This is a genomic window from Liquorilactobacillus sp. (genome assembly GCF_047719775.1).
Taxonomy (GTDB): domain Bacteria; phylum Bacillota; class Bacilli; order Lactobacillales; family Lactobacillaceae; genus Liquorilactobacillus.
The window spans coordinates 70060-82526 of record NZ_JBDNTS010000005.1; the positions used below are offsets into that span (position 1 = coordinate 70060).

General features: G+C 36.1%; 12 protein-coding genes. 11 read left to right on the forward strand and 1 reads right to left on the reverse strand.

The features are described from left to right. Positions 1–119: 119 nt before the first annotated feature. Together ABF682_RS03950 and ABF682_RS03955 are read left to right on the forward strand one after the other, a co-directional pair. The gene (locus ABF682_RS03950) at positions 120–833 is read left to right on the forward strand and encodes an AAA family ATPase (RefSeq protein WP_415619104.1); all 714 of its coding nucleotides are present in this window, start codon (positions 120–122) and stop codon (positions 831–833) included. Between the two features lie 20 nt (positions 834–853). Continuing rightward, positions 854–1156, forward strand: a complete 303-nt coding sequence (locus ABF682_RS03955; protein WP_415619056.1) for a bacteriocin immunity protein — start codon at positions 854–856, stop codon at positions 1154–1156. 125 nt (positions 1157–1281) lie between these two features. On the opposite strand, the gene ABF682_RS03960 is transcribed toward ABF682_RS03955, so the two are convergent. Continuing rightward, positions 1282–2289: a LacI family DNA-binding transcriptional regulator gene (locus tag ABF682_RS03960; RefSeq protein ID WP_415619057.1), complete on the reverse strand. Its 1008-nt coding sequence runs from the start codon at positions 2287–2289 to the stop codon at positions 1282–1284. 184 nt (positions 2290–2473) lie between these two features. Between ABF682_RS03960 and ABF682_RS03965 the strand changes: the two genes are divergently transcribed. The 9 genes from ABF682_RS03965 (at position 2474) to ABF682_RS04005 (ending at position 12268) form a co-directional block, all read left to right on the forward strand. Further along, on the forward strand, positions 2474–3889 hold the full coding sequence (locus ABF682_RS03965) for an SLC45 family MFS transporter (RefSeq protein WP_289979504.1): 1416 nt from the start codon (positions 2474–2476) through the stop codon (positions 3887–3889). Between the two features lie 28 nt (positions 3890–3917). Then, positions 3918–5591: a glycoside hydrolase family 13 protein gene (locus ABF682_RS03970; protein ID WP_415619058.1), complete on the forward strand. Its 1674-nt coding sequence runs from the start codon at positions 3918–3920 to the stop codon at positions 5589–5591. A 168-nt stretch (positions 5592–5759) separates the two neighbouring features. Beyond that, positions 5760–6509 carry a lysostaphin resistance A-like protein gene (locus ABF682_RS03975; protein WP_415619059.1) on the forward strand — a complete coding sequence of 250 codons (750 nt, stop codon included), beginning with the start codon at positions 5760–5762 and terminating at the stop codon, positions 6507–6509. A 262-nt stretch (positions 6510–6771) separates the two neighbouring features. Continuing rightward, a complete protein-coding gene (locus tag ABF682_RS03980; protein ID WP_415619060.1) occupies positions 6772–7860 on the forward strand; it encodes an ABC transporter substrate-binding protein in 1089 nt (362 codons plus the stop codon). A gap of 3 nt (positions 7861–7863) precedes the next feature. Beyond that, complete coding sequence (locus ABF682_RS03985) at positions 7864–8688, forward strand: ABC transporter permease (protein WP_289979495.1); 825 nt, start codon at positions 7864–7866, stop codon at positions 8686–8688. A gap of 2 nt (positions 8689–8690) precedes the next feature. After that, entirely contained in the window at positions 8691–9509 is an 819-nt protein-coding gene (locus ABF682_RS03990; RefSeq protein ID WP_415619061.1) for an ABC transporter permease, read from the forward strand. Further along, entirely contained in the window at positions 9506–10528 is a 1023-nt protein-coding gene (locus ABF682_RS03995; protein WP_415619062.1) for an ABC transporter ATP-binding protein, read from the forward strand. The genes ABF682_RS03990 and ABF682_RS03995 overlap by 4 nt, the downstream gene beginning before the upstream one ends. Before the next feature lies 1 nt (position 10529). Further along, positions 10530–11402, forward strand: a complete 873-nt coding sequence (gene hisJ, locus ABF682_RS04000; RefSeq protein WP_415619063.1) for a histidinol-phosphatase HisJ — start codon at positions 10530–10532, stop codon at positions 11400–11402. 11 nt (positions 11403–11413) lie between these two features. Beyond that, positions 11414–12268: a metallophosphoesterase family protein gene (locus tag ABF682_RS04005; protein WP_415619064.1), complete on the forward strand. Its 855-nt coding sequence runs from the start codon at positions 11414–11416 to the stop codon at positions 12266–12268. The last annotated feature ends 199 nt before the right edge of the window (positions 12269–12467 follow it).

Genomic DNA, 12467 nt, shown 5'->3' on the forward strand with positions numbered 1-12467 from the left:
TGAGGGGATGTGCACAATCTATGGTCGGTCGGACTAACTGAAGAAATAGGGGATTATTTTGATAAAGAATATCAAGTATATGAAATCAAAGGGTATTAGTATAAAAGAAGGTGATTATAATCAATGCTAACTTTATTCAGCGAATCACGATAGATTGGAACAAAATTGCCGAAGAGAGTTACACCCGAACGATAGCTTCACTAAGTGGACTAACACAACTTGATTTTAATCATCCAGTGACTTTTTTTGCAGGAGAAAATGGGAGTGGAAAGTCGACCTTGTTAGAAGCAATTGCAATCAAGTATGGTTTCAATCCTGAAGGTGGAAGTCGTAATTATCAGTTCTCAACATATGACACACATTCGGAATTGTTTAACGGAATGCGCGTATCGCGGGGAGCCATTCGCGCTGATTGGGGGTACTTCCTACGTGCAGAGAGTTTTTACAATGTTGCTACCAAAGAGCTAGAATATTCTGATAAAAAACATCCAGCAGAGAATTATCACGAGAAGTCCCACGGTGAAAGTTTCTTGGCACTTGCACAAAAGCAGTTCAAGCCAAACGGACTCTATATTTTAGACGAACCTGAAGCGGCACTATCACAACAGCGGCAATTGGCGCTGCTGTCAGAGATTAGGCAATGTGTCAACGCTGGCTCACAGTTCATCATTGTCTCTCATTCACCGATTCTTTTAGGATACCCTGGGGCGGAAATCTTGGTATTTGATGATGGAGAAGTGCATAATTGTGCATATGAGGAAACAGAGAGTTACCAAATAACAGAGATGTTTATCAACAATAAGGAGCAAGTTTTGAGAAATCTGTTTGATTAAATTATTGCAGGAGGGAACTTATGGCAAAAGAAAATGAGATAGAAAAAATGTTGGATCAATTGAGTGCTGCTTATGCTGATGAACAAGTTAAGCAGCAAGCAGGTGCCGGTGAAATTATTTTGGCTATGGCTAAGGAACTGGAAAAAACTGGAAACTGTGATTTAGTTGCCAGCAAGCTCTCTAAAGAAATTGTACTGTACTACTGGCAGCATCAAAAAGATTTTCCGGCTGCATTGATTACGCTGCATAACCAGATAAAAAAGCGTGCTGTCAAATATGATGCAATAGCAGTTACAGCAATGATGATGCCAGTTTGGTTTTAATTATTATTTGGAACACATTTACATGGAATTAATAATAAGGAGGTCGAGCCAAAGGTTAACTTTTGACTTGACCTCCTTTTCTATTGTTCTGGATAAGCACGTTCCATCTTATTGGAGTATGTTTTTTAGTAATCAGTACTACTAATTTTTTGCACACTTTGCCGCTGGTTAATTACGATACTTGTATAAGCATTGTTTTGAGCACTATTAATCAAATAAGTAGTTCCCAGGTATCCCATGCGATAAAAATCTTGAGTGACGCTTGATAATTGTGGGCGGACAAGTTTGCAAAGATTAGTTCCATCGATAGTGATAATCGATAGTTCAGCAGGAACATTAATTTTTAAGTGACTGCATTCGTTCAAAATACCGATTCCAACTAAATCACTAGCTGCAATCACAGCTGTAACGTCTTTGTTTAAGCAGTAGTTTCGCAAGGCAATAATTCCAGATTCGTAACTGTAGTCACCTGTTTGTAGCCAGTGTTGTTTGAAGGTTATTCCAGATTCATTTAGTGCTTGTTGATATCCTTTGAAACGCAATACGCCTGTATGAGCACTATTTGTAATATCTAATCCCGCTATGCCAATATTTTTATGTCCTTGCTCAAGCAGGTATCTGGTTGCTTGATAGCCAATTTCTTGATCATCTGAGGAAATATAATTTAACTCATTATTCTTAAATGAGATTGATAAAAAATAAAAAGGAATCTGAGAAGATGTCAAGATGTCAAGATTTGATGGAAAAAGGTCAACCGATAGGAGTAAGATTCCAAGAATAGGTCGTTCTAAAGCAGTTGATAATGCAATTTTTTGCGCATGTTCATTACGCTCACCAGCATATAGAATGATAACTCTTTTTTCAGCTTCGTCAGCCCTTTTTTGAATGCCATTAATTATCTGGTCTGAGAAGTTTGTTTTAGTAGAGTTAACAATCACGGCAATAACATTACTCTTTTGTGTAACTAATTCAGTTGCAGCCATATTTTTTTTGTATCCAAGATTTGCAGCAGCTTCGCGGACGATTATGGCAGTCTGTGGACTAAAGAATCCCGTCTTGTTAGATAAAACTCGCGAAACAGTTGCGACAGAAAAACCGGTTTCTCTAGCTATATCTTTAATAGTGATGCTCATGACAACGCTCCTTACAGTTTATATGTATTATTTTAACGCAAAATAGAAATAAAATAAATAAGTATAAACACTCTAAGGCAAACGTTTACTTTTTTATAAATATCTATTGTAAACGTTTGCTTTAGGCATTATAATACTTTGTGAAAGCAATTACACAATTTATATAATACGAGGAGTGATAGATATGGAAAGGAAAGTTTCTAGTTCGGTTAATAAAAATGTAACCGGTAACAAAAAAGGCACTTCAGTTATTACCAACTCTCTTCCCAAGTTGCCGCTTAGTACAATTTTTGCAATGACCTTTGGCTTCTTCGGTGTCAATATGGCTTTTTCTTTACAGTCATCGCAAATGGGGCGAATCTTCCAGACAATTGGTGCTAACCCGACTAAATTAGGATTCTTTTTTATACTACCTCCGTTGGCAGGAATGATAGTACAGCCCTTAGTTGGAAAGTATTCAGATTTAACGTGGTCAAACAAGTATGGTAGAAGAATGCCGTACTTGATGTTGGGAGCACCAATTGCCGCATTAGTAATGGTGTTATTGCCAAATGCGGGGTCATTTGGATTTGGATATGCATCTATCGCAGCACTAACTTTCGGAGCAATTGCAATTTTATTCATGGATTTATCAAGTAATGTTTGTATGCAGCCATTCAAGATGATTGTCGGGGATATGGTTAATGAAGACCAAAAAGATTTAGCATGGTCATGGCAGCAATCATTTAGTAATCTTGGTGGAGTTGTTGCAACGGTATTTCCATTTTTACTTACAATGTTTGGTGTTTCAAATATTGCAGACCAAGGAGTTGTTCCCTTATCTGTCAGACTTTCTTTTTATATCGGAGCCATAATCTTATTAGCAACTTCGGTATATACGGTTATGAAGGTTAGAGAATATGATCCTGTAGCATATGCTGAATATCATCATCTTGACCCTAATCATCATAAAGAAGTTCCTTCATTGTGGTCTTTGGTTAAGAGAGCGCCCCGTGCTTTTTGGGAAGTTTCATTTGTTCAATTATTTGACTGGTTTGCATTCCAATATCTCTGGACATATGCAACCGGAGCAATTGCTAAAAATGTTTGGAATACAGCAAATACGGCGTCAGCAGGTTATCAAGCTGCAGGAAATTGGTATGGAATTTTAACATGCATTCAATCTATCGCAGCTGTTATCTGGGGATTCTTAATCTTATCAAAGACGAATCCTTTAAAAAGAAAGTTTTGGTTTCGAGTTGGTCTTATAATGGGAGCAATTGGTTTTGTGGGTGTTTTCCTAACGCATAATCAATATCTGTTAATCTTACCATTTTGTTTAATTGGAATTTCGTATCTTACAATGCAGACAGAGGCATTTTCAATTTTTACTTCTGCTCTAAATGGTAAAAATGAGGGCGCTTATATGGGATTGTTTAATTGTGGTATCTGTTTACCGCAAATTATTGCATCAGTTGCGAGTTTTGCAATCTTCCCGTTGATCAACAATTCAATGCCAGGCATGATTCTGGTTGCTGGAATTGTAATGCTTTTGGGTGCTGTTGCAGTTGGTGTTATCAAGGAAGACAAGCCTCAAGAAGGTATAGCAAAAAGTAAATAATAATTGTTTGAAGGAGAGGGATAGTAAGATGAAAAAGAAATGGTGGCAAAAAGCGGTTGTGTATCAAGTATATCCAAGGAGTTTTCAAGATAGTAATGGTGATGGAATAGGTGACTTGGGAGGAGTTTTGAAGCGACTGCCATATATTAAGAAATTAGGTGTGGATGTGATTTGGCTCAATCCAGTATATAAATCACCTGATAAAGATAATGGATATGATATCAGTGACTATCGCTCAATTCAACCGAAGTTTGGAAATATGGAGATCTTCGACAAATTATTGACAGAAGCGCATCGACTAGGCTTAAAGATTGTAATGGATTTGGTTGTTAATCATACATCTGATCAACATGAATGGTTTAAAGAAAGCAAGAAGAGTAAGAACAATCCATATCGCGACTTTTATATTTGGCGTGATGGCAAAGACGGAAAAGTGCCAAATAATTGGGGTTCATTTTTTGGTGGTTCAACGTGGGACTACAATGAGTCTACCAAACAGTATTATCTGCATCTTTTTGCGAAAGGTCAACCAGACTTGAATTGGGAAAACTCAGAAGTGCGTGAACATGTCTGGGATCTAATGAGATTTTGGCTTGATAAGGGCATAGATGGCTTTAGAATGGATGTTATTAACTTTTTATCGAAACCAGCTGGATTTCCAGATGCGCCTAATCCTAAACAAGCTGAATTTGCAAATGTTGAACCAATGGTAGCAGATGGGCCAAAACTCAATGATTATTTGAGAGAAATGAATGATAAAGTTCTCTCACATTATGATGTAATGAGTGTTGGTGAAATGCCTAGTTCAACTCCAGATGATGCTATTAAGTACACAGGTTTAGAAGCAAAAGAATTGAACATGGTATTTCAATTCGATCATGTTACCCTAACAATGAATGATGATCCAAGACTAGGCAAGTGGAATGATCAGCCTGTTAAATTAGTGGATTTGAAGAGGTCACTTTCTAAATGGCAAGAAGCATTAGATGGTAAGGGCTGGAATAGCTTGTATTGGAATAACCATGATCGTGCACGAGTTGTTTCACGCTTTGGCAATGATTCACCGAAATACCGAATTAAATCAGCAGAAATGTTAGCAACAATCCTGCACATGCTACAAGGGACACCTTATGTATATCAGGGTGAAGAGTTGGGAATGACTAATGCACATTTCAAGGATTTGAAAGATTATCAGGATATTGAATCGCTTGAGGCCTATCATCAGCTTGTGGATCGTGAAAAATTAGTTGATCATGATACGATGATGCGATATTTAGCTACAGAGTCGCGTGATAATGCAAGAACACCAATGCAATGGGATGATTCTAAGAATTCAGGTTTTACGGAGGGCACACCTTGGATGAAGTTAAATGAAAATTATTCCGAAATTAATGCAAAGAATGAACTAAATAATCAGGATTCGATATTCTATTATTATCAGAGATTGATTGATTTGCGGCATAATAGTGATTTGATTGTCTATGGTAATTATGTTGAACTTGATCCGGATGATGAGGAAGTCTTTGCGTATAAACGTAACTATGAGGGAAAGACACTGTTAGTCATGGGCAATTTCACTGATAAGAATGTTGTGCGTAACTATGATGTTCCAGAAAATAAGCAGTTACTAATTAGTAATTATGATAAAGATAAAAACCTTAAAAAATTACGACCATACGAAACAAGAGTGTATGAGTATTAAACGTGAATGGTAGTGAATACGTAGAAACTGGGGTTAGGCCAAGAGTTAAAGCTTGACCTAACCTCTCTCTTTGCGTTTGTTTTGGTATGGAAGAAGCTCTCTAGAGAATTTTAATGTATAATAAGATGATTAGTTTTACATATAATTTCCTCAAAGGAGAGAAGAAGAATGAATTTAAGAGCTATGAAGACGACCGTTGGTATCTGGCTATGCTTGATAGGTATATTTGCAATAATTCATTTTGCATATTTGTTTGCAGGAATTGAATCAGACAATCGGGTTATTGTAGATGATGCACTACTAACCTTATTGGTCTTACTTCTAAATAAGAAGTACCTTCAGCTCAAGTTACACCACCAAATAGATCTCTCACTTAATGAATTATTGCGAATCAATAGTTTACCAATATTCTTTTATTGTGTCTATATTGCATCTTGGTTTGTGAATTTGCAAAATCTCAGTTTGATGCGAATTGCGGATACAATATTATTGGCGCTAGCAGCAGCTGTATTTGAAGAAACCTTTTTTCGTGGCATATTGATGAATAACATACTACAGCACAGCCCGCGTAATCCTAACAGTTATTTGAGTGCAATCTTGGTCAGCAGTGTCTTATTTGGATTGACACACATGATTAATCTTTTTGGTCAGTCCTTTTCGGCAACGCTATTACAAGTGATTAATGCGTTTGCGATTGGCGTAATGCTTGCTGCAATCTATCTAAGAACAGGAAGCTTGAAGTGGACTATTTTATATCATTTTATGCTGGATTTTACAGGCATACTCGCCAGTGGAACTGTGATAATAGCAACGCCAACATTACAAAAATGGGTTGCAGTTTTAGTCGTAGATCTATTGTACATATCCGCAGGGATGATTTTAATCAGAAAATCACAGGAAAAAAAGCTGGAATTTTGAACTAAATAAGTGAAGCGATAAAGTAGGCATCGTATTCGATTAAGGTAGAAAAACACTTAATTGAATGCGATGTTTTTTATTGACTGTCAGCAACTTAACAACTATAAATTATAAAAATAAATTGTTTTAATATAATACAAAAAGGTTACGAAACAAATGCAGAACTATTACACATTAAATACTTATTCATAACATTAATTATGTATACTTCTTGGAGTGCTTAGGGTAAGAGAGCATAAAAAAGTTTTGGAGGCTATTTTTGATGAAAAAGCGAAATAAATACTTGGTAACTTTAGCAGCACTTTTTGTAATGGGAACATTAGGTGCCTGCTCAAATAGCAATGGTGCAAGTGCTACTTCAGACAGTTGGAATACAATTGTCAAGCAAGCAAAAAAAGAAGGCAAGGTCGTTTCTGTAGGTATGCCAGACACTTGGGCAAATTGGATAGGAACTTGGAATGATATTAAGTCAAAATTTGGGATCTCACACACAGATACAGATATGTCTAGTGCACAGGAATTGCAAAAATTTAAATCAGCAGGAAAGTCTTCTAGTGCACCTGATATAGGCGATATTGGTCTGAATGTTGCACCCACTGCAAAAAAGGAGAATCTTTTAGCTGCATACAAGACGAAGTACTGGAAGGAAATTCCATCATGGGCAAAGGATAAAGATGGCTACTATTCAGCTGGATACACTGGGTCAATCGTCTTCATTACAGATACAAAAAATGTTAATTCTTCAGAAGCACCAACTTCTTGGAAACAACTAGCTTCAGGAAAGTACAAGGTTGCAATTGGTGATGTTTCCACTGCAGCACAAGCCCAATATTCTGTTTTAGCTGCTGCATTTGCAAATGGTGGTAGTGAAAAGAATATTAATCCAGGACTTAATTATTTTGCAAAACTTCAAAAAGAAAATCGCTTATCAACAGTGGATACAACAATTGAAAACTTGCAAAAAGGTGAGATTCAAGTTGCTGTAATGTGGGACTTTAATGCATTAAATTACGCACATCAGATTAATTCTAAACGCTATAAAATTACTGTTCCTACGGATGGAACAGTCGAAAGTGGATATGCTGAAGTTATTAATAAAAATGCAGCTCATCCTTATGCAGCAAAACTTGCTAGATCTTATATTTTATCAGATGCAGGTCAGATTAATTTAGCTAAGGGATATGCACGACCAATTCGTAAGAATGTAAAATTACCAGCAGCTGTAAAAGCAAAATTGATTCCTGAGAGTGAACACAAAAAGGAATATCACGTAAAGAATAACAATATTTGGAACAAGGAAACATTGAAGTTAGGCCAGGAATGGAAGAATAAAGTAACAGGAGCAAACTAAAATATGTCAACACGATTAAAAATATTTTTACCATTTGGATTACTGATATTATCAGTCTTAGTAATACCTGTATGCGTAATGCTGATCTCAAGCTTACAGAATATGGATGGAGGGCTTAGCTTTTCTAACTATCATCAGATTTTTTTCTCCCGTTATTATCGGGGAGCAATTTATAACAGTATCAGTATTTCGTTGATAACATCAGTAGTGTCATTAGTGGTATCTATGGTAGGAGCTTGGGGATTAACTAAATTGTCTCTAAGCACAAAAAATATTTTGATTACAGTCTTCAATATGTCATCAAGCTTTGCAGGTGTTCCATTAGCATTTTCTTTAATAATTTTATTTGGCAATGCAGGCGTTTTTAAGGCAATTACCAGCACCTTGCATATACATGATGCTTTGAATATCTATTCTGTTACGGGAATGACATTTGCTTATACTTTTTTTGAAATCCCCTTGGGAATTATGTTTTTCTTTCCAGTGCTGGATAGTTTGAGTAAGGAATGGTTTGAAGTATCTGATGTTTTAGGAGCTTCTAAAACGTTTCTTATTGGTAAAGTAATTTTTCCAATTATACTTCCGAATATCGTGGAAGTCTTTGTTTTACTTTTTGCTAATGCGATGGGAACGTATGAAACAGCCTATGCTTTGATGGGGAACAACTTGGTTTCAATTCCGACAGTCATTGGCTCATTGATTAATGGCGAATTGATAGCCAATGTACCATTAGCTTGCGCCTTTGCGACACTCTTTACTGTTATTATGACGATAATAGTATGGTTGGGCAATAGAGTTACAAATATCAAAGGGAGGAGAATCAGCTGAAAATGGAAAAGCATATCGATAGAATAATTGCAAAGACAGTAATCACACTGATTTCAATCTATCTAGCTGCACCAATTGTAGCGACAATTATGTATTCCTTTGCTAAATCATGGGTAAATACGATTCTTCCAGACGGATGGACTTTCGAATGGTACCTGCAGCTCATCACTAATTCAGATTTCTTATCTGCTTTAGCAAGATCAATAATTCTTGGGTTTGTAACAACTATCATTGCAATGTGTTGCTTTTTGCCTGTTGTATTCTATGCCAATGTGTATGATGAGAGTATCAAGGCAAAATTGAGGTTTATTACTGTTCTTCCGTTTACAATTCCAGGGATTGTTCTAGTCACTGGGTTAGTGAGAGTCTACGCTAATCTGCCAGTTCCGCAGATGTTAGTACTTTTACTAGCAATTTCACTGCTGAGTCTGCCTGTGACCTACCAGGCACTTGATAATGCATTTATTGCCCATGACTTTCGAGCAATGTTCGAACAGGCATTAATTCTGGGTGATTTACCAATAAAAGCATTTGTGAAGGTTGTGATACCTAATATTCGTGTTGGAATGTTTATTGCAATGTTATTAACATTTACAAATGCTTTTGGTGAATATGTGCTAACCAATATAATTTTAGGTGGAAATTATGAAACGCTTAAGATTTATATGTATCGTTTAATGCAGAGTAATGGTCAGGCAAGTAGCGTTTTGACAACAGTTTACTTCTTCTTTCTAGCAATAATTTCAATAATCATGATTGCTATCATGAAGCGGCAAGGCAGTAAAAAAGCAGAAGAAGTGGAGGATACAAAAAAATTATGAGTTCTATTTCATTAGAGGTGAAGGACCTAGCCATTAATTTATCTGGTAATCAGGTAATTAAAGATATGAATTTTAAAATTAAAAAAAATACATTGACAACATTTCTCGGCCCGAGCGGTAGTGGAAAGACAACGGTACTCAGAGCAATTGCTGGGTTAAATCAAAAGATAACAGGAAAGATTCTGCTGGATGACACTGAAATTCAGAATTTAGCTGCTAATCAAAGAAATATTGGAATGATTTTTCAATCATATGCATTATTTCCTAATCTATCAGTCTTTGAAAATGTTGCCTATGGTCTAAGAGTCAGGAAGGAACCAAAGGCAACAATCAAGGAAAAAGTTGATGCAATACTTAAAACAGTTAATCTGCAAGATAAGGAACAAAGTTATCCTGAGAATCTTTCTGGGGGGCAAAAACAACGTGTTGCAATTGCAAGAGCGATGGTTTTAGAGCCAAAAATTTTATTATTAGATGAGCCTCTGAGTGCTTTAGATGCGAAAATTCGGATAGAACTTCGTAATCAAATTAGGGAGTATCAACAAAGACTTGGAATTACTATGTTGTTTGTTACACATGATCAAGCTGAGGCAATGGCAATTTCTGATGAAATCATTGTGATGGATAATGGAAAGGTGCAGCAACAAGGTTCGCCACTAGAAATCTATACGCATCCGCAGAATATTTTTATTGCTAAGTTTATTGGTAATCATAATATCCTTGATGCAGCTCAACTGCGCAGCCTTGGGGTAGAACTTGCTGAAAATGACAAGAGCAATTTCATTATTAGACCAGAACTTTTCCAAATCAGTATAACTGGTGACAGCAGCGATTACATGGCGGTTTCTGGAAAGGTTAAGAATATATCCATACTAGGCGATCGTTTTGAATATAGATTTATTACAGAAAATGGTCTAGAGCTAAAGGTGGAATTTCTAAATCAGCAGCAAGCTTTTATGATGGAGACGGCAATAACTTTTTACGTCAAAAAAGACAACATCGAAAGGGTAGGAATTTAGGATGTTGACCTTGGAACAACTAAGAGAAATTCCGCGAAATAGTTGGAGTGGGCATAATCATACGGAATTTTGTTCACATGGAAGCGGCGAAGATGTTGAATTATATATTCAAAAGGCAATCACTGAAGGCTTTAAAACTTATTCAATTACTGAACATTTCCCATTACCACAAGAATTTTATGAAAAAGCAAATGGATCTGCACATGCAATATATACAGCTGCCATGCGAATTAATGAATTGCCAAAATATTTTACCAAAATGCAGGATATTAAGCTGAAATATCAAGACAAAATCAGGATATTAATTGGATTTGAAATAGATTATATTGCTGAATTTCAGAAGTGGACGCAACAGCAGCTGTTAAAGTATGCTGATCAAATTGATGATGCAATCTTGTCTGTTCATTTTCTGCCAACAAAAGGTGGCTTGAGCGCAGTTGATGACAGTTTGATTGACTTCAAAAATGGAGTATTAGCTGAGTATAAGACGCCAGTGAACGTTGCTAAAGTATATTTAGCTACGATGATGGAAGCTGTATTATGGAACACACAATACAAGCCTAAAAGATATGGTCATATTATGTTGTACCGTAAATGGAGAAATGAGTTTCCTAACAGTGCAATTTGGGAAGATGAAGAAGTACAGGATAAATTAGCTGGGATTTTAGACATGATTGCTAGTAGAAAAGAATTTCTTGATTGTAATTTTTCTGGCCTTTTTAGGAGTACACAGACAGAACCTAGTCCAAATTATAGTTGGATACGAGAGGCGCAAGAAAAGCAAATACCTTTAGTTTATGGTGCAGATGCGCACAAGGTAGTAAGTGTTTCTGCCGGATTCAACACATATTTGGAAAATAAATATTATTTGTAGGAGATGTAGCCATGAGCTTGGAAATTACAGGTAATCGAAATTTTCGAATTTGTCAATTGACAGATATTCATTTGGGTGAGTATCCCTTCAATAGTGCAAGCAGTGATACTATTCAACAAATTGAACAATTGCTAAAAGAATACAATTTTGATTTAGTTATGATTACTGGTGACCTTATTTGGGGTAAATCGGTTGATGAGCCTGACAAGGTGCTAGGTGAACTGTATCGGATGTTGAATAAGTACGATGTTCCTGTTGCGGTAACCTATGGGAATCATGATAGTGAGGGGCAACATTCGAGAGCAGAGTTACGCGAATATGAACAACTTCTTACACATAGAGCACCAAAGAAAAATAGTATGATTGTTAATGATCGTGAAAGCTATACTTTAGAAGTTTATCGAAACAATAACTTGAGTAATGTGCTATATGTGTGGGATAGTGGTGATTATTTGGGAGAGGAACCAGATGGTTATGCTGCAATCGAACCCGAGCAAATTGAATGGTTTTGGCATTTACCTTATGAGAAAGGTAAAAATAAGCAAGATATCGTATTTATGCATATCCCTCTTCCCGAATATAATTTGGTAGAATCATTTATAGAGGGACAAAAAAACGAAAAGATTTGCGCATCCCCTTATAATTCAGGTCTCTTCTATAGTTTAAAAAAAGCCCAAAATATTAAAGCACTTTTTGTAGGTCATGATCATGACAATAATTTTATTGCTAATTATAAGGGAATCAAACTTGGTTATGGCAATGTAACTGGATACAATACTTATGGTTCACTGAGACGAGGAGCTAGGGTGATTGAATTAACACCCACAGATATAAAAACGCAAATTATTAATTTTACAGAGAAATAATGGATAAGATATGCAGTATTAAGAGACAGCTAAGGGTGGAAAGAGTGTGACATAGGCAGAAAATTTTGGTTTTGGAACACGTTTATCCGGAATAAATAAAGAGGCAAGATCAAAATTTAACTTTTGATTGTGTCTCTTTTTACTTTGCTTATTTGTATGAAATTTATTTTTGTACAAAAAATTTTTGAAGGAATCTGAC

Excerpts from the sequence above, each read along its gene's own strand:
- ABF682_RS03955 (WP_415619056.1), top strand. The coding sequence starts at position 854 with ATGGCAAAAGAAAATGAGATAGAAAAAATGTTGGATCAATTGAGTGCT.
- ABF682_RS03960 (WP_415619057.1), bottom strand. The coding sequence starts at position 2,289 with ATGAGCATCACTATTAAAGATATAGCTAGAGAAACCGGTTTTTCTGTC.
- ABF682_RS03965 (WP_289979504.1), top strand. The coding sequence starts at position 2,474 with ATGGAAAGGAAAGTTTCTAGTTCGGTTAATAAAAATGTAACCGGTAAC.
- ABF682_RS03970 (WP_415619058.1), top strand. The coding sequence starts at position 3,918 with ATGAAAAAGAAATGGTGGCAAAAAGCGGTTGTGTATCAAGTATATCCA.
- ABF682_RS03975 (WP_415619059.1), top strand. The coding sequence starts at position 5,760 with ATGAATTTAAGAGCTATGAAGACGACCGTTGGTATCTGGCTATGCTTG.
- ABF682_RS03980 (WP_415619060.1), top strand. The coding sequence starts at position 6,772 with ATGAAAAAGCGAAATAAATACTTGGTAACTTTAGCAGCACTTTTTGTA.
- ABF682_RS03985 (WP_289979495.1), top strand. The coding sequence starts at position 7,864 with ATGTCAACACGATTAAAAATATTTTTACCATTTGGATTACTGATATTA.
- ABF682_RS03990 (WP_415619061.1), top strand. The coding sequence starts at position 8,691 with ATGGAAAAGCATATCGATAGAATAATTGCAAAGACAGTAATCACACTG.
- ABF682_RS03995 (WP_415619062.1), top strand. The coding sequence starts at position 9,506 with ATGAGTTCTATTTCATTAGAGGTGAAGGACCTAGCCATTAATTTATCT.
- hisJ (WP_415619063.1), top strand. The coding sequence starts at position 10,530 with ATGTTGACCTTGGAACAACTAAGAGAAATTCCGCGAAATAGTTGGAGT.
- ABF682_RS04005 (WP_415619064.1), top strand. The coding sequence starts at position 11,414 with ATGAGCTTGGAAATTACAGGTAATCGAAATTTTCGAATTTGTCAATTG.